Annotated in this window: 15 protein-coding genes; 14 read left to right on the forward strand and 1 reads right to left on the reverse strand. The window is 73.8% G+C overall.

Annotated features, from left to right (window positions below):
- The gene (locus B082_RS0101080) at positions 1-861 is read left to right on the forward strand and encodes a hypothetical protein (RefSeq protein WP_026249295.1); all 861 of its coding nucleotides are present in this window, start codon (positions 1-3) and stop codon (positions 859-861) included.
- Positions 862-870: 9 nt separating this feature from the next.
- Here the strand turns inward: B082_RS0101080 and B082_RS0101085 are convergent, their stop codons facing one another.
- Positions 871-1,056 carry a DUF6104 family protein gene (locus tag B082_RS0101085; RefSeq protein ID WP_010061466.1) on the reverse strand — a complete coding sequence of 62 codons (186 nt, stop codon included), beginning with the start codon at positions 1,054-1,056 and terminating at the stop codon, positions 871-873.
- Between the two features lie 111 nt (positions 1,057-1,167).
- Between B082_RS0101085 and B082_RS0101090 the strand changes: the two genes are divergently transcribed.
- The 13 genes from B082_RS0101090 to fxsT (B082_RS0101150) all read left to right on the forward strand — a co-directional run bounded on the left by B082_RS0101090 (position 1,168) and on the right by fxsT (B082_RS0101150) (position 22,959).
- On the forward strand, positions 1,168-1,737 hold the full coding sequence (locus tag B082_RS0101090; protein ID WP_018549971.1) for a CU044_2847 family protein: 570 nt from the start codon (positions 1,168-1,170) through the stop codon (positions 1,735-1,737).
- Between the two features lie 56 nt (positions 1,738-1,793).
- Positions 1,794-3,800 carry a trypsin-like peptidase domain-containing protein gene (locus tag B082_RS0101095; RefSeq protein WP_051094560.1) on the forward strand — a complete coding sequence of 669 codons (2,007 nt, stop codon included), beginning with the start codon at positions 1,794-1,796 and terminating at the stop codon, positions 3,798-3,800.
- Between the two features lie 130 nt (positions 3,801-3,930).
- Positions 3,931-4,959, forward strand: a complete 1,029-nt coding sequence (locus B082_RS0101100) for an AAA family ATPase (protein ID WP_018549972.1) — start codon at positions 3,931-3,933, stop codon at positions 4,957-4,959.
- A gap of 157 nt (positions 4,960-5,116) precedes the next feature.
- Positions 5,117-8,647 (forward strand): SAV_2336 N-terminal domain-related protein, encoded by a 3,531-nt coding sequence (locus tag B082_RS0101105; RefSeq protein ID WP_420707653.1) that lies wholly within the window; start codon positions 5,117-5,119, stop codon positions 8,645-8,647.
- Between the two features lie 161 nt (positions 8,648-8,808).
- Positions 8,809-9,000 (forward strand): FxSxx-COOH cyclophane-containing RiPP peptide, encoded by a 192-nt coding sequence (fxsA, locus tag B082_RS0101110; RefSeq protein ID WP_018549973.1) that lies wholly within the window; start codon positions 8,809-8,811, stop codon positions 8,998-9,000.
- 373 nt (positions 9,001-9,373) lie between these two features.
- Entirely contained in the window at positions 9,374-10,513 is a 1,140-nt protein-coding gene (locus B082_RS0101115) for an FxsB family cyclophane-forming radical SAM/SPASM peptide maturase (protein ID WP_234018102.1), read from the forward strand.
- A complete protein-coding gene (locus B082_RS0101120; RefSeq protein WP_018549975.1) occupies positions 10,510-11,901 on the forward strand; it encodes an aKG-HExxH-type peptide beta-hydroxylase in 1,392 nt (463 codons plus the stop codon). Before B082_RS0101115 ends, B082_RS0101120 begins: the two co-directional genes overlap by 4 nt.
- An 81-nt stretch (positions 11,902-11,982) precedes the next feature.
- Entirely contained in the window at positions 11,983-14,973 is a 2,991-nt protein-coding gene (fxsT, locus tag B082_RS0101125) for an FxSxx-COOH system tetratricopeptide repeat protein (protein WP_026249299.1), read from the forward strand.
- A 72-nt stretch (positions 14,974-15,045) separates the two neighbouring features.
- Positions 15,046-15,459: a CU044_2847 family protein gene (locus B082_RS0101130; RefSeq protein ID WP_202453318.1), complete on the forward strand. Its 414-nt coding sequence runs from the start codon at positions 15,046-15,048 to the stop codon at positions 15,457-15,459.
- Positions 15,456-16,403, forward strand: coding sequence for an AAA family ATPase (locus tag B082_RS0101135; protein ID WP_018549978.1), 948 nt, complete (start codon positions 15,456-15,458; stop codon positions 16,401-16,403). Before B082_RS0101130 ends, B082_RS0101135 begins: the two co-directional genes overlap by 4 nt.
- Positions 16,404-16,410: 7 nt before the next feature.
- Positions 16,411-18,351, forward strand: coding sequence for a hypothetical protein (locus B082_RS0101140; protein WP_018549979.1), 1,941 nt, complete (start codon positions 16,411-16,413; stop codon positions 18,349-18,351).
- Complete coding sequence (locus tag B082_RS0101145) at positions 18,344-19,645, forward strand: CHAT domain-containing protein (protein ID WP_018549980.1); 1,302 nt, start codon at positions 18,344-18,346, stop codon at positions 19,643-19,645. The genes B082_RS0101140 and B082_RS0101145 overlap by 8 nt, the downstream gene beginning before the upstream one ends.
- Positions 19,642-22,959, forward strand: a complete 3,318-nt coding sequence (gene fxsT / locus B082_RS0101150; protein ID WP_018549981.1) for an FxSxx-COOH system tetratricopeptide repeat protein — start codon at positions 19,642-19,644, stop codon at positions 22,957-22,959. The genes B082_RS0101145 and fxsT (B082_RS0101150) overlap by 4 nt, the downstream gene beginning before the upstream one ends.
- Positions 22,960-22,971 lie beyond the last annotated feature (12 nt).

The following is a 22,971-nucleotide window of genomic DNA, read 5'->3' on the forward strand; positions in this document are numbered from 1 at the left end:
ATGGACGCGACCGCACCCGTGGGTGCACTGTTGCTGTGCCGGACCTCGCCGGAAGCCGTGCGCCCGGTCGCCCGGCTGCTCCGCGAGCCGCTGCTGCTCGCGCCCGCCGGTGACGGGTGGAGCCTCCTCGTACCCGAGGGCGAGCCCTGGCGGGGCGGCCGGCGGGCGGAGTCCGCCACGGGCGAGGCCGCCGAGCCCGTCGACCGGGTGATGGGCGGCTGGGCCACCGCGCTCGCGGTCGGCTCGACCTGGCCGGTGCTCGCGCTGTGGTGGGACGGTGACCGGGCCGGCTACACCCTCGCCGCCGGATTCCGCCGCCCCGTGGGCTACGTCTGGCTGGCGGACGGGACCCCGGCCGGCGAGGACGAGGCGATGCGTACGTTCGCCGAGCGGCTCGGGCTCGACCCCGTACCGGACGTGCAGGCGCTCGAAGCGCTGACCCGGCCCGACCCGGACGCCGACGCCCGGGTCCGGCTGCGTGGACTGCTCGCCGTGCTCACCCGCACCGGCCTCGCGCTCCCGGCCGGTCTCGAACCGGGGGAGCCCGGCGCGCGGCCGGACCCGGGGAGCGAGGGATGGCCGGACGCCGAGCGCATCGAGTGGACCGGCTGGCGCGACGCGGTCCACGTCGACCTCGACGCGGCGGAGCACAGCCGCCTGGGGCCCTGGATGCGGGGCCCCAGGGCCCGCGCCCTGGCCGGTGCCCAGCTGGCCGCCGGTCTCCCGCTCGCCCTCTGGGGAGCGGCCCGGCGCAGCGGCGGCTGGGCCTTCGCCGGGGTGCTGCTGATGGCGCACGGGGCGCTGGGCCTCGCGTACGACCGCCGCCGGACAGGCCCTGGCGGCCCGGACGCGACAGGCTGACGGGGCCGGTTACTCGTCCTCGTCGTCCTCGTCGTCCAGACGGGCCAGCCAGGTCGCGAGGCGCTCGACCGGCACCTCGAAGTCGGGATTCAGGTCGACGAACGTACGCAGCTGCTCGGCGAGCCACTCGAAAGTGACCTCTTCCTCGCCTCGCCGCTTCTCCAGCTCCTCGATACCGCGGTCGGTGAAGTACATGGCACGAAGTTTAGAGGCCCCCGGACACCTTCCGCCGCGTCCTCGTCGATGTACCCCGCATCGGCCGACTACGGCCGTTAATCTGCGGGTAGTTGGCGAACGGGGGGTGTCATGGGTGACAGTGGGTCCCGTATTACGCGCATTGAGCTTCCGGACGGCACGCCGGTCTGGGCCAGGATCTCCGGTGCCGAGGAGCTGGCCGGTCCGGCTCCCGGGGGCGGTCCGACATACACGGACACCGGGTTCGGGGACCTCGCGGACCAGGTGCAGGCGCGGGTCGAGAGCCTGCACTCGGTGGTGACGGGGGTGGCGCGCTCGCTCGCCGTGCCGCTGCGCGCGGTGCGGCCGGACGAGGTGAGCGTCGAGTTCGGCATCGAGCTCACCGCCAAGGCCGGCAAGATCGTCGGACTGCTCGCGGACGGCGAGGCCAAGGGCGCGATCACGGTCACGCTCACCTGGAGCGGCGGTGGACCACCGGTCGACCCGCCCCCGCCCGCCCCGGTGCCCGCGCAGACCTCCGCGCCGCCCGGGAGCCCGGCCCCGGCGCCGCCCCTTCCGCCCGCGCCCCCCGCACCACCGCCGCACGCGGGCGCACACCCCGGTTTCCCGCCCGCCGGGGCATCCCCCGGCGCACCGGCACAACCCGGCGGTGCGGACGACACCGACGGCGGCGGGGCATGACCTTCGATGGCCAGGGGGGCGCAGAGGGGGTGCTGGGACCCGCTCAGGCTGCCCTCATGGACCTCGTGCAGGACGCCACCGTACGCATCCATCGCCCGCCGTCCGGGTATGCCCAGGACGGGCCGGAAGGGGACTTCCTGGGCAGCGGCTTCTTCGTCGCCCCCAGCTGGGTCCTCACCTGCGCACACGTGGCGATGCGGGGGGAGGGGGGCATGGTGGGCGTGTGGTTCAAGGAGGACCGCTACCGCGCGGAACTGACCGAGGTGCCGGGCAAGGTCGTCGCCGCGATGCCCGGCGCCCGGCCGCCCGGGGGCGGCGGCTGGCCGGCCCCCGACCTCGCGCTCATCCAGCTCCAGCGCCCCGTCGAGCACACCTGCGTGTACGTCACCGAGCGGTCCGAGGCGATGCTCCGCAGCCGGGAGGTGCGCTGCGTGGGCTGGGCGCCCGGACAGGGCGGCGGACTCCAGAACCGCAGCGGCGTCTGCGCGGTGAAGGGCTCCTACGGGGGGTCCGGCGACGCCGAGCAGGTCGTCAGGCTCGACGGGGACTGGGTGGAGCTGGGCATGTCCGGCGGCCCGCTGGTCGACCTCGTCCGGGGCGAGGTGGTCGGCGTGATCAAGTCACGGCTCGACGGCCACCAGGGCGGCACCGCCGTGGGCATCGAGCGGCTGCGCACCCTTGAGGTGCCGGCGACCCCCGTCGAGACCGAGACCGACGACATATACCAGGCCGTCTTCCACGCCCACGACCGCTACCACGCCGACCAGCACACCAGTTCGGCCGGGACCGAGCGGACCTGGACCGACGCGCAGAGCGAACTGCCCGTCCCGCCCGGCGGCATCCTCGGCCCCAAACGCCGGGTGGACCTGCTGGGCCGGCTCGCCGAACTGCCGCCGCCCGCCAGCACCCGCGCCCTGCTGATGCTGCTCGACCGCCTGCCCGGGGTGCACTCCCGCGACCACCGCCCGGCCCCGCGCGGCTGGCGCGACGGACTGGGCGCGCTGTACGACGCCCGCGCCCGCGACAGCGAGGCCCAGTTCGAACTGATCGTGCGCTTCTGCATGGGCGTCCTGGCGGCCGACCGGCCCTGCGGACAGCTCTCCGTGCGCAACGCCAAGGCGCTGTGGGGCTGGGTGAAGCGGATCGCGGACGTCGAGCTGCCCAGGGACCTGCGCCGGCAGCTCGACGTGGAGTGGGCCGAGATCCGGCTGCGCCTGGAGCAGAACCGCCAGCCCGCCGATCGCACCCGGGCGAGCGCGCCCGTCCTGTACGGCGACCGCGACTGCGTCGTGCTCCACGTCGACCTCCAGGGCTGGTCCCGCGACCAGTACGACTGGCGGGTCGCCGTGGACCGCCGGGCATCGGAGGCGGAGCCGGTGGACGAGGACAGCCGCGGCGCCCCGCTCGGCACCGTGCCCGACCGGCTCGCCGCCGCGCTGACCGAGGCGTTCCGCCGGTGCGACGAACCGGGCAGCCCCGCCATGCTCCAGGTCGTCGTGGCGCCCGCGCTCTTCGGCCTCCCGGTGGACGACTGGGTGCTGCCCCCGTCCGGGCAGCGCCTCGGAGCCGTACGCCCGGTGGTGCTGCGCAGCCCGTACCAGGGTCGTCCCGAGGAGCGCCCGGCCCGCTGGAACGCCGGTCTGGCGACCCCGCTGCGGGCCGAAGTCGTCGACTGCGAGGACGAATTGAGGGTACGAGTACCGGAGTCGGCGCGGCTGCGCGCCCTGGCCCACGAGACCGTGCCCGTCCTGTGCCGCTACGGGAGCCGGCCGGACTCGGACGTCACGGCCGGGGTGGTGCGGCTGCTCGACAGCGGCTTCGGCGTCGCCCTGTTGCAGCGGCGCACCACGGAGGGCGACACGGTCTGCCGGGAGTTCCACCGGCGCGTGGCCGAGGCCGTGTCGGACACCCGTACCCACGACCGGCTGCCGTGGAAGATCCATGAACTGAGGAGAGGCGTGAGCGCCGGGCGCACGGAGATGTACTGGTCCGCCGGCGCCGCCCTCTACTACGACGATCCGCACCGTCCGCTGCCGGGCTCCGACTTCCTGGAGGCGCCTTGAGTCACCGTGTACCGCATCACCCGCAGAGGCGAACTGACCTTTCTCTTACGGGGGTTGGGTCGGATCGCTACGGTAAGGCACGTTCGGCGGCGGCCGCCGGTGGCGGACGAGTGACAACGAGGAACACGCTATGAGTGAACGCAGCGAGTGGCTCATCTACCGAGGCGTCGGCGAACCGCACGACGAAGTGGCGCAGCTGCCGCCCCCGCCGCCCTGGCGTGACTTCACCGGCGGCCGGGCGGACGGCGAGGCGGGCGGCACCGAGTCCGCCGACCGCCGGCTCGGCATCCCCGGACGCGTCGCCGAGGAGCACCGGCCGGGCGCCGAGGAGCTGGAAATGATCAACGCGGCGCTGTATCTGCGGCGCCCGCTGCTGGTCACGGGGGACCCGGGCGCGGGCAAGAGCACACTGGCCCATTCCGTGGCGCGGGAGCTGGAGCTCGGCAAGGTCCTGCGCTGGCCCGTCGTCAGCCGCACCACCCTGCTCGACGGCCTCTACCACTACGACGCCATCGCCCGGCTCCAGGACGTGCAGATCGCCTCGCACGCGGCGGCGGCGGGCGGTGCGGCCGGGGCCGACGCGGCGCAGAGCGTGGGCAGTTACATCCGGCTCGGGCCGCTCGGCACTGCCCTGCTCCCCTCGGACCGGCCGCGCGTGCTGCTCATCGACGAGCTGGACAAGAGCGACATCGATCTGCCGAACGACCTGCTGAACGTGTTGGAGGAGGGCGAGTTCGCCATCCCCGAACTGGAGCGGATCGTCGACCGGCTGCCCGACGGCGAGGCGGACGTGCTGGACCACGACGGCAACAAGGTGCGGATCAAGGGCGGCCGGGTGCAGTGCAGGTCCTTCCCCTTCGTCGTGCTCACGAGCAACGGCGAGCGGGACTTCCCGGCCCCGCTGATGCGCCGCTGCATCCACCTGGAGCTGGGGCGCCCCGACCACAAACGGCTGGCCTCCTTCGTGAAGGCCCACCTGGGCGAGGAGGCGGCCCGCTCCAGCGACGACCTCATCGCCCACTTCCTGGAGCGTTCCCGTACCGAACTCCTGGCCACGGACCAGCTGTTGAACGCGATATACCTCACGCACGCCGCGTCACCGGCCGGCCGCGACCGGCTGGCCGACCTGCTCATCCAGCGACTCGACCGGCCGAGGTGAGGTACTGATGCCCGGGTCGGACGAGGACGGGACGCGGGGGGATCGGGGGGCTGGCGGGGCGGCTGGGGCTGCTGGGATTGGTGGGGCTGCTGGGGTTGGTGGGGCGGCTGAGGTGTCCGGTGCTGCTGAGGTGCATGGGGCGGCTGGCGTGCGTGGTGTGCCTGAGGCGGCTGGGACGCCCGGTGCGGCTGGGGCGCCTGGTGCACCCGAGGCGCCCGGCGCACCCGAGGCGCCCGGCGCACCCGGTGTCTCGGAGCCGTACGAGGACGGGCTGCTGCCCGAACTCGTCGCCCGGCTGCGCGCGGCCGGGCTCGAACCCGACGTCGAGCAGCTCTGCGACGCGCTCTGGCTGGCCCAGTGGACCCGCGGCCCCGGCGCGCCCGACGCCGGCGACGGCGGGGCCGGCGCGCTGCTCTCGGGCGCCCGGTCCTCCGGCGGGGCCGCCGCCCGGGGCCGTGTCGGCACGCTCACCGCACCGGACGTACGCACTTCGGAAGCCGCCCGGGACGACCGCCGGGGCGCGGAGCGGGAGCCGGGGGACGGCGAGCGGATCTCCCTGCACCCCGTCCCCGGGCGTGCCCGGACCGGCGACGCCACGGACACGGAGGACCGGGACGCGCCCCGGACCGGCGGCGCGCGCTCCGGCGCGCACGCCCGCGCCACCGTGCTGCCCCTCGGCGTACCGGCCGCCCCCGTCCTGCCCGCCCCCCTCGAACTCTCCCGCGCGCTGCGCCCGTTGCAGCGCTACCACCCGGTCTCCGCCCCGCTGCGCCGTGTCCTGGACGAGACCGCGACCGCGGAACGCAGTGCCCGCGCGGGCGGCGTGATCATGCCGGTCTTCCGGGGGGTCCGGCGGGGAGACGCCATCGTCCAGTGCGTGATGGACGCCTCGTCCTCGATGCTGGTCTGGGACCGGCTCTTCGGGGAACTCCAGCAGATCTTCGCGCAGTTGGGGGCGTTCAGGGACGTACAGGTGCGCTATCTGCACCAGGGCCCGGACGGCGGATGCGCGGTCAGCCGCAGCCCCGACCCGGCCGCGGCCCCACTTCACTCGGCGGACCGGCTCAGCGACCCGACCGGGCGCCGCGTCACGGTCGTGGTCAGCGACTGCGCGGGCCCCCTCTGGCGCAGCGGCCACGCCCACCGGCTGCTGCACCAGCTCGCCCGCCTGGCCCCCGTGGCCGTACTGCAGCCGCTGCCGCAGCGCATGTGGAACCGGACGAGGCTGCCCGTCACCTTCGGCTCGCTGACCCGGGGCGAGGGCCCGGGTGGCGCGGCCCTGCTGAAGGTCACGGGCGACGCCGGAACGGGCCCCGACATCCACCCGGGGGCCCTGGCCGTGCCGGTCCTGCCCCCGGTGCCGGACGCGCTCGCGGCCTGGGCGAAGCTGCTCTCCGGTACCGGCGCCGCGTCCGTCCCCGGTGCGGTCGGCTGGGTCAGGGCCGACCAGCCCGAAGCGGCCGCCCGCCGCAGGGGCGGCACGCTGTCCTCGCTCCAACTGGTCAGCCGGTTCCGTTCGACGGCCTCCCCGGTCGCCGGCCAGCTCGCCGTCTACCTCGCGGCGGCCCCCCTCTACCTGCCGGTCATGCAGCTGGTGCAGCGCACGATGCTGCCCCACTCGGGCCCCGCCGAGCTGGCCGAGGTGCTGCTGAGCGGCCTCCTCAGAAGGGTCGACGGCGGCACCGGGCGCGGACAGTGGTACGCGTTCGAACCCGACGTGCAGGAGGCGCTGCTCGGGCCGCTCGGCCGGGACGAGGCTCTACTCGTACTCAAGCACTGTTCGCAATACATAGAGCAGCGGTTCGGCAAGGGCGGGCCCAACTTCCCGGCCCTGGCCTACGCCCAGCTCGGCGACGGCACGGTACGCGACGCCGGACACGGCCCCGGGCCGGGTACCGGCCGGCCGCGCGGGGCCGAGGACGTACAGCCCAACGACGGGCACACGGACACGGACGGGGACGGGGAAGACGCCGACGAGAGTGAGGAGAACGAGGGGGCCGAGGGGAACGAGAGGCGCGGCGGTCCGCGCGTCCCCCACGCCTTTGCCGAGGTCGCAGCCCGCGTACTGGAGCGATTCATGCCTGTGCCCCCCAGATTCGTGACCCGGGAGCCGAAGACCCCCGGGACCCCTTCGCCCCCCGCGGGCGGCCTCGCCGTGCGGCGCGCGCGTGAACTCGTGCGGCACTTCGAGGCCGACAAGATGGTGCAGCGCCTGATCGACGCCGTACAGCTGCTCAGAGGCGCCGCCGAGAACAGCCGGACGCCGGCCGCCGATCCCGAGCTCTGGTCGGAGTACGCGCGCTGCGTGCTGCGGCTGTGGGAGGTGCAGGGCGGCGCCGACCTCCTCGAAGAGGCCGAACGCGCCGCCGAGCGGGCCGCCCGCCCCGGTGCCGTACGGGAGCGGGCGGTGCTCGCCAAGGTGCTGCACGCGGCGGCGGACGACCGGCGCAGGCGCGGTGACCGCCGGGGCGCCCTGGAACTCCTGCGGCGCGCCGACCGCGAGTACACCGCGGCCTGCGCGGCCCCCGGCCTTGAGCCCGGCGAGGCGCTGCGGCTCACCCTGGAGCGGGTGCGGGCCCTGGAGGCGCAGTGGCGGCTCGACGGCGACACCGCCCTGCTCCAGAGCGCCTGCGGCATGCTGGAGGCCTTCGCCGACGCCTGGCCCGACCAGGAGAACCGGCCCGCCGTCCTGCCGCTCCAGCACGGCCGGACCCTGCTGAAGCTGGCCCGCGCCACCCAGGACGAGGAACAGTCCCGGGAGTACGCCCGCCAGTCGGCCCGTTCCCTGCGCACCGCCTTCGCACAGGGCGGCCGGCAGACCCTGGGCACCGAGACGCGCATCGTCCTGGACCTGGTCGACGCACTGCTCGCCTCGGGCGCCGAGCCCGAGGAGGCCGCCACCCTCACCGCCCACGCGCTGGAGACCGTACGCGACCAGCGCCGGCGCGCCCAGCTCCAGACCAGGGCGGGCAGGGTCCGGGTCGCCCGCTACGAGCACACCGGCGACCCCGCCGAACTCGTCAACGCCACCGAGTGGTTCGCCCGCGCGGCCCGCGGCATCCCGCGCGACTCCCGCGCCTACACCGACCTCCTCGCCGAGTGGGGCGCCACCCTGCTGCGCCGCGCCGAACTCCCGGACGGCACGCGGCACATCGGGGCCGCGGTACGGGTGCTGCGGGACTGCCGCTCCGAGATGCCGGCCGGGGGAGCGCACCAGTCGGAGCGCCTGCTGATGCTCGGCCGCGCTCTGATGCTGAGGCACCGCGCCACCGCGGACCGGGTCGACCTGCGCGAGGCGGAGTACCTCTTCAAGCTCGCCGCCGAGGAGGCCACGGCCCCGCTCACCGCCGCGCACTGCTGGCTGGAGCTGGGCCGGGCCCTCCTCCAGGCCGCCGGAGTCCTCGGCCGCCCGGCCCGGCGCGACGAGGCGGCGGAGGCCTTCAGATCGGCCGCCGAGTCCGCGGCCGAGGCACAAACGGAGCCGGACAGTCCACAACATCTGCGGGAAGCGGTGGAGTTGGCTGCTACAGCCAACCACTGGCGGGGTATGACGTATGAGAGAGCGGGCCGCCCCCGGGCCGCGCGGGACGCGTACCGGGCGGCCCGGCAGGAGTGGCGCAAACTGCCCGACGGCGGCGGCGCGGCGGGTGAGTCCACCACCGGGCGGCTCGCCGAACTGGAGCGCTGAGTGCTCAACGACGAGCACGGCGACGGCCCCGCGGCCGCCGCCCGCGCGAAGGTCCGGGCAGCGGAGACAGGCAGATCAGACCCAGGACACGGGACCGGCGGCGCGCGCTCGACGACGAGCGGTGGGCCGGCCGGCCCGGCAGTGCGGTACGGGGAGGCGTGATGAGCAGCGAGTCGGCACGGAACGACGCAACGGCCACGACGGGCACGGGGGAACTGCCCGACCTGCTGGGCCTGGACCTGGCGACCCTGCGGACCCTGGACCACCCGGTGCTGACCGAGGTGGTGGCGGATCTGCGGGGGCGGGTGGAGCAGCCGAGGGAAATGCTCTGGGGGTTCACCAACGCCTTCTGAGGAGGACGTCCACCGGCACGGTCCGCACAGGAGGGTCCACCGACGGCTGTCCCGGGCGGATGGCCGCGGTCCGGTGGCGCCGTCCCGCGTCCCGGGCACCGCACGGTTTCGGCCCTGGGTGTGCCCGATCAAGACATCGTGGCCCACGACGGGGCTGCGCATGCCGTACGCCGGGGACACTCCCTCCGGGCCGGTATCGGGGGCCACCCCGGCCGGCGTACAGCACGGGGGTGCTTGAGTGGCTGGACGGACGACGCCCCGGGAGGAGCGGTCCGCGGAACGGGCGCCGCGGCGCGATGCCCGTGCGCACCTCCGCGCGGGCCAGGCACCGGCGGACGGACCGGGCGCGACGCCGGTCCCCTTCGGCCAGTTCATCGTGAAGGTGCACGGCCGGTGCAACCTCGCCTGCCGCTACTGCTACCTGTACGAGGGCCCCGACCGGACCTGGCGCGACCGCCCCGCCGCCGCGTCCCCCGCCGTCCTGGACCGCACCGCCGGCCGCATCGCCGAGCACGCGACGGCCCACGGGCTCCGTAGCGTCGCCCTCGTCCTGCACGGCGGTGAACCCCTCCTCGCCGGACCCGGCCGGCTGGCGGCCCTCGCCGACGCGGTGCGCGCGCGGGTGCCGGCGGGATGCGCCGTCCACACCACCGTGCAGACGAACGCCACCCTGCTCACCGACGCCGGGATCACCACCCTCGCCCGGCACGGCATCCGCGTCGGCATCAGCCTCGACGGCGGCCTGGCCGCCCACAACACCCTGCGCACCGACCACGCCGGCCGCCCCTCCTGGCCCGCCGCCTCACGCGGCGCCCGGCTCCTGGCCGACCACCATCCCGACGCGTACGCGGGCATCCTCACCGTCGTCGACCCGCGCACGGACCCCGTGGAGATGTACGAGTCGCTGCTCACCCTGCGCCCCCCGGCCCTGGACCTCCTCCTGCCGCACGGCAACTGGTCCAGCCCGCCGCCCGGACTGCCCGGCCCCACGGACACGGCCATGGGCCCGGGATCGGGCCGCGCCACCCCGTACGGCGACTGGCTGTGCGCCGTCTTCGACCGCTGGTGGCCGGCCCCCGGGCGGGAGACCCGCATCCGGCTCTTCGAGGAGTGCGTCGCCCTGCTCCTCGGACTGCCCGCCGCCACCGAGTCCCTCGGTCTCGACCCGGTGAACGCGGTCGTGGTCGAGACGGACGGCTCCATCGAGCAGGTCGACTCCCTCAAGTCCGCGTACGACGGCGCGGCCGCCACCGGCCTCGACGTCTTCCGCCACACCTTCGACGACGCCCTGCGCCACCCCGGCGTCGCCGCCCGCCAGGCGGGAGCCGGCGCGCTCGCCGCCGCCTGCCGCGCCTGCCCGCTGCTGACCGTGTGCGGTGGCGGCCACTACGCGCACCGCTATCGCGCGGACAACGGCTTCGCCAACCCCTCCGTCTACTGCGCCGACCTCGAACGGCTGGTCCGCCACGTGGCCGCCAGGCTCGCCGAAGCAACCGCTGGAGACCCCCCATGAGCACCGCGATCCCCGACCACGTCCTGCGCGAACTCGGCCGCACCGAGGGCGACGCCGCGTCCCTCGGCCTGCTCGTCCGCGACCAGGACACCCGCCGCCTCCTCCTGCTGAGGGCGGTGCTCGACGCGGCGTCGGCCGCGCCGGCGACCGTGTGCCCACCCCCACTGCTGGACCGGCTCCGCGAGGACTGGGCCCTGCTCGAAGCCGCCGAACGCACCGACCGGGCCGCGGTGCGCACCGTCCTGTTCCACCCCCTGGCCGGCCCCTGGGCGCAGCGCCTGCTGGGCGGCCTCACCGCCCCGGCCGCGGGCCCGGACCTCCTCGCGGACCTGGCCCACCTGACCGCACTCGCGGCCGCGGCGGCGATCCGGGCGGGAGTGGCGTTCGAGAGCCGGCTCCTCCCACGCGGCGGGCTGGTCTGCCTGCCCACCCTGGGTGCCGTCCGAACCGGCGCCGGACCCGTCGAACTCGGCTATCGCGACGATGAGCTGACACTGCGGCCGGAGGGAGGGCCCGAGCTCACGGTCAGGTGCCACCCGGACGGGACGATGAGCTCGGGCGATCCCCGCTGGCTCCCGGTGCTCATGCTCCGGGCGATACCGCCAGGCGGCAGCCCCGTGTCCCTCGACGACGCCGACCCGTACGGCATCGACGACGGCGGCGGTCTTCCGCGGTACGGGCTGAGCGGGGCCACGCGCATCGGTGACCACGAGCGCAAGGAGTGGGCCGCTTCCTGGTCCGGGGTGGAGCCCCTGCTCCGGATCGGCGGCGAGCACCGCCTCACCGAGGCCGGTGTGCTGCTGCGCTGCGTGGTGCCGCTCGGGCCGCCGACCGGCCACGGACCCACGGGCGAGGGGGCGGCGCATTGCAGCGGAACGCGGAGCGAGGCGTTCGGGGCCGTCCTGAGCAGCAAACCGACTAGTTCGGCCTACTTCGCCGCCACGCTCGTCCATGAACTCCAGCACACAAAACTGGCCGCGCTCACCGCTGTGGTTCCGCTCCACCGAGAGGACGCGACACCGCGCTACTTCGCCCCCTGGCGCCCCGACCCCCGGCCCTTCGACGGGCTCCTGCAGGGCGCCTACTCGCACCTCGCCCTCGCCGACTACTGGCAGCGGTTCGCGCTGCGCGCACGCCGGGTCACCCACCGCGACCTGGCCTGGTCCGAGCACGCCCGCTGCCGCGAACAGGTCGGCGCCGTACTGCCCGTGCTCGCCGGATCGGCGGCGCTGACCCCCGAGGGCAGGACGGTGGTCAACGAGATGATCACGGTCTACCACCGTCTGGACGATTCCCCGCCTCCTGCGGAGTACCTCGCTCGTGCGCAGGCGTACGTGAGTACCGCGAGCGTGATATGGCAGCAGAGGAACGGCTCGCGAAGGCAGTGAACATCGCCCGGATCCCGGTCGGAGCGTGCATGCTCCGGGGTATGTTGAGAAGGCTCGCATCGAGGCAGGGGAGACGGTTGAATGCCCGTATCGCGTAAGCAAGTTGGAGCAACCGGGGCGCAAACCGTCACCATCAGTTTCGCCGGTTTCAACCGCGCCTGGGCGGCGTGGATCGCGAACCGCCTGGAGCGACGTGGTGTGACGGTCGTCCAGCAGCGGTGGAACCCCCCGGTGGAGATTCCGCTGGAGGAGTCGCTGCGTGATCTGACCCTCGCGCGCGGACGCGTCCTGGTCGTCCTCAGTGACTGGTACTTCCAGCTCGGGCCCCGGAGCCACGACGAGTGGAACAGGGCGCTGCGCTCGGAAATCGCCCCCAACCCGGACCGGTTCGCCGCGGTGTGCGTCACCACGTCGGCGCTGCCCGGGGCCACCTCCGCCTTCGGCGCGGCCGACCTCACCAACGTCGGCGCCGAGGAGGCCGAGCGGCGGCTCCTCGTCCGGCTGGGCCTGCCCACCGGCCCGCTGCCCGACGCCGACACCTCACCGGGTCCGCGATTCCCCTCCGACACCCCGCAGGTGTGGGGCGGGGTGCCGCGCCGCAACATCCGCTTCACCGGGCGCGAGCAACTGCTCACCGACGCCTACCGGGAGCTTCAGGAGTCGGGGCCGGGCGCCGGGGTCGTGACCCTGCACGGCATGTCCGGCGTCGGCAAGACGCAGCTGGCCGCCGAATACGTCTACCGCTTCGGCTCCGAGTACGACGTGGTCTGGTGGGTGCCCGCGGACCGGCGCGCGCTCTACCGGCAGAAGCTGGCCGAACTCGCCCCCGAACTGGGACTGGCCACCGGCGCCGAGTACGGCGAACGGCTGCGTGCCGTCCGCGACTCGCTGCGCCGCGGCGACCCGCACGCCCACTGGCTGCTCGTCCTGGACGGCGCCGACGAGCCCGACCAGATCTGGGACCTGGTGCCCACCGGCCCCGGGCACGTGCTGATCACCTCCCGCAACCCGGAGTGGAGCGAGCACAACAGCAACCTCGTCGAGGTGCCCGTATACCGGCGCGACGAGTCCGTCGCCTTCATCCGCCGTCGTGCTCCGCGCCTGACGCCCGCCGAGGCCGACCAACTGGCCGAGGCCCTCGAAGACCTGCCGCTGCTCCTCGACCAGACGGCCGGCTGGCTCAACGACTCCGACCTGTCGGTGGAGGAGTACATCGAACTCCTCGAAGGCGGGATCGACCAGGACGTCGTCAAGGTCTCGGCGGACTTCCCCCTCGCCTTCCAGACCGCCTGGTCGATACTGCTGAACAAGCTCAGGGACACCGTCCCCGAGTCCGTCGACCTGCTGCGCCTGTGCAGCTTCTTCGCGCCCGGCTCCATCCCCGTACGGCTCCTGAAGGACATGCCGCCCGGGGACCTGCCGGAACAGGTCGCCGGCCTGATGAACGACCCCCTGCTGTGGAACAAGGCGATCGGCCAGCTCCGCCAGTACTCGGTGGTCCGCCTGGAGTCGCACGAATCGGTCGAGGACGCGGCGTCCTCCGGGGAATCCATCTACATGCACCGCATGGTCCACCAGATCGTCGGCCACGACATGTCGGAGGAGAACCGCCAGGAGTTCATCGACGTCGTCCGCCGCGCCCTCGCGGCGGCGGACCCCGGCCGCCCCACCGACACCCGCCTGTGGCCCGCGTACGCCGAGATCACCCCGCACCTGAAGTGGGCCGACGTACTCAAGAGCACCGACCCGGCCGTGCAGACCCTGGTCCTCAACTGCCTGCGCTACATGTACCTGTCCGGGGAGTACCGGGCCGGCATCAAGCTGGGCGAACGCGCGCTGGCCGCCTGGCGGGAGATGTTCGGCGAGAACCACTCCAGGATCTGGGACCTCAGTTACCACTACGCGAACGTCCTCAGGGCCGTCGGAGACTACGCCGGCACGGAGGCCATCGAACGGGCGGCGGTGGAGCACCTGCGCGCCGAACGTGGCACCGAGGACCTGGAGCACCTGCGCGCCGCCACCGGACTCGCCGCCGACCTGCGCGGCCTCGGCCGCTACGACGAGGCGCTGGAGATCTCCAGCTGGGTCCTGGCCGGCTACCACGATCTGCTCGGCGACCAGGACTCCCGCACGCTCAACGCGCAGAACAACCTCGCCATGACGCTGCGGCTGCTGGGCAGGTACGCGGAGTCCCTGGAGCTCAACGGGCGCACCCTGGATGCCCGCCGCCAGCTGCTCCGCCAACGGCACACCTGGACCCTCTTCTCCGAGATCCACTACTCCACGGATCTGCGCCTGCTCGGCCGCTACAACGAAGCGCTGTCGCTCCAGAACCAGAGCGTCCAGGTCCACCGGCGGGTCCTTGGCTCCGACAATCCGCAGACCCTGCGCGCCGAGCACAACCTCGCACTGTGCCACTACCGCAACGGGGACCGTGCCAAGGCGGCCAACCTGTTCACCCGGGTCCTGGAGCGCTGCGAACGTGTCCTCGGCGACAGCGACCCGCTGACGATGATGTTCGCTGCCGGCCAGAGCTGCTTCGCCCGTGAGCACGGCAATATCGACCAGGCCCGCGCCATAAGCGAGAAGGTCGTGAGCGGGTACGCGGACATGCTCGGCGAGGAACACCCGTACGCGGCCGGCTCCCGGGGCAACCACGCCCTGATCCTGCGCAACGTGGGGGAGCGGGACCACGCCCACGTGCTCCTGGAGGAAGCGCTCGCCACCATGACCCGGGCCGTCGGCGAGAACCATCCGTGGACTCTTGGCTGTGCCATCAACGCCTCGGCGCTGCGCAACCTCGTGGGCGATCCGGAGGCAGCCGCAGCGCTGACGGACTCGGTCATCACCCGGGCCGTCGAGGTGCTCGGCCGCACCCACCCGCTGACGCTGTCCGCCCGGATCGCCCACGCCGCGGACCTGCGCGGCCTCCGCGACCGGCAGAAGGCCGAGAAGATCGAGAGCGAGGCCTTGGACGATCTGGCATCGACCCTCGGAGCCCAGCACGTCCACACGGTCTCGGCCCGCTCCCGCAACCGCCCGTACTGGGACTTCGAACCGCTGACCATTTGATGATCTGGTGCAGCTGATATTGCATCAGTAACCTTGTGCAAAAGGCTACTTGAGCGCTCATGGGGGGCAACGATGGCTGTCGTTGTGGGTTCACCGGCACCCGGCGAGGACGGTCCCATACCGGTCGTGGTGGACGTCGAGGCGTTCACCGCCACCGGGGCACCCGTCACCGACGCGGACTCGCTGTACGGGAGCGAGGAGACGCGGGACGGTGCGGGTGCCGCCCGCCGTGCGCTCGGGGCGGCGGGTGATCTGTACGGGGACGGCCTCGACCTCGCCCGCCGCTGCGCCTCCCAGGCCATGCGCAGGCTGGGCGACCTCGGGGACGGGCTGCGGCCCGACGAGGTCGAGCTCCAGGTCGGCATCACCTTCGAGGCGGGGATGGCCGCCGTGGTCAAGGCCGGTGCGGAGGCGCAGATCCAGGTCACCTTCCGCTGGCAGCCGGGGCGCGAGGAGCAGGCGGTCGCGGTGGTGGCGCCCTCGTGAGGGACACGGCGCGGGAGGCGTCGCCGGCGCCGATCCTCCCGTACAGCCGTATCGTCGGGCAGGGCGAGCTGAAGCTGGCCCTGGAGCTGAACTTCATCGACCCGGCCATCGGCGGCGTGCTCATCGCGGGGCAGCGCGGCACGGCCAAGTCCACCGTGGTGCGGGCCTTCGCGCTGATGACCGGCGGGTGCATGCCCGTGACCCTGCCGATCAACGCGACCGACGACCGGGTGCTCGGCGGCTGGGAGCTGGACGCGCTGATGCACGGGGAAGCCAGACGGCAACGAGGGCTCCTCGAAGAGGCCCACGACAAGGGGCTGTTGTACGTCGACGAGGTCAACCTCCTCGACGACCACATCGTCAACATCATCCTCGACGTGGTGTCCACCGGCGTCCTCTCCGTCCAGCGGGAGGGAATCGACACCGAGACCCATGTCTCGTTCGGGCTCGTCGGCACGATGAACCCCGAGGAAGGCAGTCTGCGGGCCCAGCTCCTGGACCGGTTCGGGCTGATGGTGACGGCCGCGGAGCTGGACATCGAGGAGCGGCACCGGATGATCACCACCGTGCTCGCCTTCGAGGAGGAGCGCCTCCGCGCGAACTCCGGCTGGCTACGGGCCGCCGAGGAGGACAACCGGCGCCTGCGTGACGGCCTGCTCGCCGCGCGCGCCCGGCTGACAGCGGTACGGCTGGAGGCGGACGTCAGCCGGCTCTGCGCCGAAGCGGCTGCCCGGACAGGTGCCGTCGGGCAGCGTGGTGATCTGCTGGTGGCCAAGGCCGCCCGTGCCCTCGCCGCACGGGAGGACACGGAGCGGGTGAATGCCCGCCATGTGCGCCGCGTCCTGCCGCTCGCCCTGCGCCACCGCAGGCCCGAGTCCGTGCACGGTCCGGAGCCGGCCTGGGGGCAGGACGAGGAAGCCGCAATCGACGAGCTCTTCGGCTGACGCGCCGATGCCCGAACGGCCGACACCGAACCAGGGCCCGGGGGAGCCGGACGACCTCCCCGGCCGGTTGCTGACCGCGCTCGTCTGCTCCGCCCTGGAGCCGTCCCTCACGGGCGTGCTCCTGTTCGATCTCCCGCCCGAATACCTCTCCCCCGTCGCCGGGGTGTTCGCGGACGTGCTCGGCCGGTCCTGCGGACACCCCTCGGGCCGTACCGTGCCCCGGACCTTCCTGGACTCCGCCACGCTCGACGAGGACCTGTGGATACGGCCCCGGGTCCATCGGGGCCCCGCGGGCATCGAGTTCACCCTCGGGCCCGGCCCGCTGGCCGAGACGGGGAACGGCCCCCGGCTGGTCGTCGTACCCGACCTGGCCCGGTTGAGCGTCCCGGGCATGCGCGCCGCCGTACGACTGCTCGGCGCGGACACCGTCGCGCACACGGGCACCCGGCACGACGGCCGGCCCCGCACACGATGGCTGGCGTGCTGCCGCGCCGAGGACACCGAGCTGGTCTCACCCCACCTGCTGGACCGCTTCTCCGTGCGCCTCGCCGTCCCGGGGCTGCGGCCGCACCCCGGCCCGGACCCGCTCGGCACACTCCCCGCAGACTGGGCGCGCGCCCTCGACCCCGAGACTCCCCGGCCCTGCCTCACGCTCACGGACGAGGCCGCGTCGACCGTGTTGGAACACCTGGACGAGCGGGAGAGCGGTGGTCACCGCCGCGAACTCGCCCTCGCCCGCATCGCCCGGGGCCTGGCCCGGCTGGACGAGGCAGGGCCCACCGCGGCCGAGAGGCGCCCGTCCGACGGCGGACCGCTCCCGGTCACGGCCGGCCACGTGGACCGGGCGGCACGGCTGATCCGCCTCCGCACCGTCCACCGCCCCGGAACGCCGCCGCAACCGCCCCCGGAGCACGAGCTGCCCGGACCTCCCCGGCCCGGCAGCCGCCACCACAGCCCCGAGCCGCCGCGGAGTCCGGACCGGGACGCGGAAACGGGCACCCCGGTGCACGGCCCGGACTCCGCAGTGCCGCTCGGCCTCGCACCGGCCGCCGGGGAAGTGCCGCACGCGGATGTCCCGTACCCGGAGGACAGGGCGGGCCCGGGGCCGGGGGAGGCCACACTGCGGACACCCGCCCGCCGCACCACGGGTGGGCGCGCCTCCCGCGGACCGGTCGTCGGGGTGCGGCGCGCCCGCGACCTGTGGGACCTGGCTCCGGTCCGCACCGCGATGGAAGCCGCCAAGTACCGGGCGGTACGGGGCGGTGCCGGCGATTCGCTGGTGATCGCCCCGCCCGATCTGCGGGGCTACATACGGGCGCCGGAACCGGTGCGGACCCTGACCCTGGTGCTCGACCACACGTGCCGCGGCGACTGGGACTGGTACGCGACGCTCGAACCGTTCCTGCACTGGGCCTACGTCACCCGGGCCTCCGTCCAGATCGTGGAGGTCGGGGGCGAGGGGGAGCCGAACGAACTCCGCTCCCGCTCGTTCACCGCCCGGTCCACCCGCGACCCCAGGATCGCCGCCGCGCTGGCCCGGCGGCCAGGACGAGCCACCCCGCTCGCGCACGGACTCGACCTGGCGGGACAGGCCCTGCGGCGCGCGTTCCGGCACCACAGCGCCGGACTGATCGAAGCGCTGCTGGTCGTCGTCACCGACGGCCGCGGCAATGTGCCGCTCACCGCGAGCCGCAGCGGACGGCCGGGGCCGGGCCCGGTCCAACGGGCCGGCGTCGACGACGCGGTGGCGGTGGCCGGCCACATCCGTGCCCTGGGCCGCAGCCGGCTGCGCAGCGTGGTCGTCGACCCGGGCCGGCACCCGTACAGCCGCCTTGCGACCGCCCTGGCCGAGGCACTCGGCGGCGGTGTCGTCGGACGGTGGGAGGCCGGGGACGCCAACGGCCCGCAGGAGCCCGAGGCCGTGGCCCCGGAGGCGCGTCATGGCTGAGGGCAGGGCCCGCCCGATCCGCGGCCCGGCCGTGTCGGCCGCGCAGGCCCCGCCCGTCCGGCGGACTCCGGCACCGGAAGGGGCACGGACTCCGGCACCGGAAGGGGCACGGACGGCGCAGCCGCGCGGTCTGGGCGCCGCGCCCGTCGACGCCGCGCGGGCACCCGACACGACGTACGCCCGCATCCGCGTCGCGCGCCACCACACGGGTGCGGGTGCCGCGGAGGCATTCGGAGTCGAGGCGTGGTGCGACGGGGTGGACCACTTCCCGTACACCACGGGAAGCGGCCAACTACGACCCCGGGACATCGGCCTCGGCCACGCACGCCGGAGTGGCACGCCGCCCTCCGAACTCTTCCGGTCCATTCGGCGCTGGTCGAAGTACCAGCAGGGGCTCACCAGTTGGATCAACCGGTGCCGGCTCGCCCACGGCGACGGGCTGCAGATCGTCGTCCTCGACCAGACGGGCTTCGACCTGCCGTGGGAAGCACTCGACCTGCCCGCCGTACCGGAGGCCGGGCTGCGCGGAGGCCCCTTGGGCGCGCTCGTGGACGTGGCGCGCTGGCTGGACGACTTCCCCGACAGGGCGGTCGCGCCCAACGGCGCGGTGCTGGGCTTCTTCCACCCCGACATGAGCCGTGACCAGGAGTTCTTCGAACAGTACGAACACCGGACGCACTTCGGCATCGAGAGCTTCCTGAACAACCTCGACGACGTCACCGAACAGCGGACCGGCCTCGTCTACATGGGCTGCCACGGCACCTTCGACCACGAGCTCAGCAGACTCACCCTGGCCGGCGGGACCTGGGCGGACTACGACGACCTCGACATGCGCCTGCTGAGCCGGGACGACACGCTGGTCTGCCTGAACGCATGCCACTCCGGGCGGTTCCTCGACTACGGCGGGGACGGCAGACAGTATCTGCGTGGCTTCACACAGATATTCCTGCGCAACGGCGCCGGCGGCTGCATCGTCTCGGCCGGCGAGGTCGGTGACTCCGAGGCCCGGGTGATGATCCGCCGGATCGTCGACACCGTGACCGAGGACCCCGACCGGCCGGTGGCCGGCGCGCTGCGGGCGTTTCGCGCCGGGGTCCACGACACGTTCCTGATCGGCGGCGGCGTACCGATGATGGTCAGGGACGACGGCACCTTCGACACAAGGCGGCAGCGGAACGTGCTGCGGCTGCTGTACAGCCTGATGTTCCAGTACTACGGACACCCGCTCAGCACGCTGCGCCTCACCGGACGCCACCAGGGCACCCCGGCTCCGACGGAAGGGGGCGGGCTGTGACCCGCGACGAACGTCCCCTGCTGATCGAACCCGTCGTGGGCTGGCTGCCCGAGGTGCGACCCGGACTCGTCCAGTGCGTCAGCGTCGACCTGCGCGGTCCGCTCGACGCCCGGGGCCGGACGGACATCGATGCCTGGCCGTACGACGACGAGGAGGAACTGGCGTTCAGCGTGGCCCTGGAGGGGGCGCCGTACTTCGTCTGCGAGGCACTCGACGACCCCGGTGTCGTCCTGCACCGCTTCGGCGGTACGTACGGCCCGGCGACGTTCCTCGTCACCGCGGGGCCCTCCAGCGGCCCCGGCGTGCTGCGGCTGACCGTCTTCAACCAGTGGGGCGCTTCGGTGCGCAAGGAAGAACTGGCCTGTGTCATCACGGAGTCGGCGCACTCCGGCGGGGCGCGGCCCGGCACCCTCGTCCGCGGGCCGGAGACGTCCCCCGCGCACCCCGGACCGCCGGTCGAAGCCGACCGCCCCGACCGGAGCATCACCATCAGCGCCGCCGGATCCAATCGGGCCTGGGCGGGGTGGATCGGCCACCGGCTGGAGCTGCGCGGAGTGCGCGTGTTCCACCGGACCTGGTCCCCACCGCCCGATCTGCCACTCGAAGAGGCCCTTCGGGACCTCGCTCGCGCCCCCGGCCGGGTCCTGCTCCTGCTCAGCGAGTACTACGTCCAGCCGGAACTCCGCAGCCACGAGGAGTGGAACCGCGCCCTGCGCGAGGTCGTCGTACCCGACCCCGACCGGTTCGCGGCGGTGCGCCTCACGGAGTCGGCGCTGCCCGGCGCCGCCTCGGCGCTGAGCGCGGTGGACTTCATCCGCGTACACGCCGACGAGGCGGAGCGACGGCTGCTGGTGCTCCTGGGTCTGCCCACGCGGCCACTGCCCGGGGAACCGGCCGCACTGCCCGGCCCGCGCTTCCCCGCGGACCCGCCCGCCGTGTGGGGCGGGGTGCCTCGCCGCAACCCGCGCTTCACCGGCCGCGAAGAACTGCTGCCGGCCATGCACGAGATGTTCCACACGGCCGAGCCGGGGCGGCACCGAGTGGTCCTGCACGGCATGCCCGGCATCGGCAAGACACAGCTGGCGGCGGAGTACGTCTACCGTTTCGGCTCCGAGTACGACGTCGTGTGGTGGGTGCCGGCCGACCGGCGCTCGGGCTACCGGCAGAAGCTCGCCGAACTCGCCCCGGTGCTGGGCCTGTCCACCGGTGTCGAGTACGGCGAGCGGCTGCGGGCCGTACGCGAGGCGCTGGGCAGGGGCGAGCCGTACGCCCAGTGGCTGCTGATCCTGGACGGGGCGGACGAACCCGAACAGTTGCGGGACCTGGTACCCCTCGGACCCGGGCACGTCCTGATCACCTCCCGCAACCCGGAGTGGGGGGAGTACGACGTCCGGGCCCTCGACGTACCTGCCTACACGCACCAGGAGTCGGTCGCGTTCGTCCGCCGCCGGGCCCCGCGCCTCACCCCCACCGAAGCCGCCCGGCTGGCAGGGGCGCTGGAGGACCTCCCGCTGCTGCTCGACCAGACGGCGGGCTGGCTGAACGAATCGGTCATGTCCGTCGAGGAGTACATCGGGCTGCTCGGCCACGGCGCCGACCAGGACGTCGTCAAGGTGTCGGCCGACTTCCCGCTCACCTTCCGGACCGCATGGGCGATCCTGCTGAACAGGCTCCAGGACGCCGCCCCGGAAGCCGTCGACCTGCTGCGCCTGTGCGGCTTCTTCGCGCCGGGCTCCGTTTCCGTACGGCTGCTCAAGGCGGTTTCGCCGGACGGACTGCCCGAGCGGCTCGCGGGCGTGATCCGCGATCCGGCGCTGTGGAGCACGACGATCCGCCGGTTGCGCGAATACTCCGTGATCCGCGTGGAGCCGCACGGGGCCGAGGGCGGTGAGTCCGTCCACCTGCACCGCCTGGTCCACCGGATCATCCGCAAGGACGTGCCGGAGCACGACCGGCGGGCTCTCGCCACCGGAGCCCGCCGCGCGCTGGCCGCCGTCGATCCGGGCGATCCCTCGGACATCCGTCACTGGCCGGCGTACGCCGCCCTCACCACCCACCTCGAATGGGCCGGGGTCCTGGACAGCACGGACCAACAGGTGCACCAACTGGTCCTCAACTGCCTCCGCTACATGTACCTCTCCGGGGAGTACGGCAGCGGCATCCGGTTCGCCACGCCCGCGATGGAGTCCTGGGAGAGGCTGCTGGGCGCCGCCGACCCCCGGATCTGGGACCTGCGTCACCACTACGCCAATCTGCTGCGGGCCCTCGGCGACTACCGGAGCAGCGAGAGGGTCGAGCGCGCCACCGCCGACTTCCTGGCCACCGAGCGCGGCGAACTGGACCTGGACCACCTGCGGGCCGCCGGCGGGCTGGCCGCCGATCTGCGCGGCCTCGGCCGTTACCAGGAGGCCCTGGAGCTCTCCGCGTCCATCCTGGAACGCGATCGAAGGCTGCTCGGACCGGAGGACCCCCGCACCCTCAACGCGGAGAACAACCTCGCCGTCTCGCTGCGACTGCTCGGCCGGTACGCCCAAGCGCTGGAACAGGACGAACGCACGCTGGAACTGCGCCGGGCCGTGCTGTCCGCGGACGCGCCACCGGCCCTGTACTCGGAGATCAACCTCGCCACGGACCTCAGGCTCCTGGGCCGGCACCGCGAAGCGGGGCACGCCCTGCGGGAAACGGTCGAGCACCATCTGCGGGTGATGGGCGACAACAACCCGCAGACGCTGCGTGGGCAGTACCAGCTGGCGCTGTGCCGGTACGCGCTGGAGGGGGCAGGGACCGCGCTCATGGACCTCGTCGGGGTCAGGGAGGACGCGCTGCGGATGCTGGGAGAGCACGCCCCCCTCACCCTTCTGATCACCGCAGGGGTCGCGGGCGCGCAGCGGGAGGCGGGTGCCCCAGGCCCGGCGCTGCGGCTCCACGAACAGGTCGTGGCCGGCTATCGGGGCATGCTGGGTGCCGATCACCCGTACACCATCGGCGCCGAGGGAAACCTGGGGCTGATGCTTTGGACGGCGGGGGACCGGGGCCGGGGAGCCGAGGAGGTCGAACTGGCCCGCGTCGCAATGGCGGAGGCGGTCGGGGATGACCATCCCTGGACCATCGGGTGCGCGCTGAACACGGTCCTGGTCCGGGCCGGGACCGAAGGGCTGCCGGACGTGCCGCTGCTGGGGCGGGAGAACAGCGCGCGGGCCGATGCCGTGCTGGGGCCCCGCCACCCGCTGGCAGCGGCCTGCCGGCAGGCGCTCACGGCGGCGTCGGCGGATACCGGGCCCGGGTTCTGGTCCTTCGAGCCGCTCGTCATCTGAGACACACACCAA

Origin of the sequence: Streptomyces sp. ATexAB-D23 (genome assembly GCF_000373645.1) — a bacterium.
GTDB lineage: Bacteria > Actinomycetota > Actinomycetes > Streptomycetales > Streptomycetaceae > Streptomyces > Streptomyces castrisilvae.

Bases quoted from the DNA above. Each gene is read 5' to 3' on its own strand.
- fxsT (WP_026249299.1), top strand. From the start codon at position 11,983: ATGCCCGTATCGCGTAAGCAAGTTGGAGCAACCGGGGCGCAAACCGTC.
- B082_RS0101095 (WP_051094560.1), top strand. From the start codon at position 1,794: ATGGACCTCGTGCAGGACGCCACCGTACGCATCCATCGCCCGCCGTCC.
- B082_RS0101090 (WP_018549971.1), top strand. From the start codon at position 1,168: ATGGGTGACAGTGGGTCCCGTATTACGCGCATTGAGCTTCCGGACGGC.
- B082_RS0101140 (WP_018549979.1), top strand. From the start codon at position 16,411: ATGCCCGAACGGCCGACACCGAACCAGGGCCCGGGGGAGCCGGACGAC.
- B082_RS0101085 (WP_010061466.1), bottom strand. From the start codon at position 1,056: ATGTACTTCACCGACCGCGGTATCGAGGAGCTGGAGAAGCGGCGAGGC.
- B082_RS0101130 (WP_202453318.1), top strand. From the start codon at position 15,046: ATGGCTGTCGTTGTGGGTTCACCGGCACCCGGCGAGGACGGTCCCATA.
- B082_RS0101100 (WP_018549972.1), top strand. From the start codon at position 3,931: ATGAGTGAACGCAGCGAGTGGCTCATCTACCGAGGCGTCGGCGAACCG.
- B082_RS0101145 (WP_018549980.1), top strand. From the start codon at position 18,344: ATGGCTGAGGGCAGGGCCCGCCCGATCCGCGGCCCGGCCGTGTCGGCC.
- B082_RS0101080 (WP_026249295.1), top strand. From the start codon at position 1: ATGGACGCGACCGCACCCGTGGGTGCACTGTTGCTGTGCCGGACCTCG.
- fxsA (WP_018549973.1), top strand. From the start codon at position 8,809: ATGAGCAGCGAGTCGGCACGGAACGACGCAACGGCCACGACGGGCACG.
- B082_RS0101120 (WP_018549975.1), top strand. From the start codon at position 10,510: ATGAGCACCGCGATCCCCGACCACGTCCTGCGCGAACTCGGCCGCACC.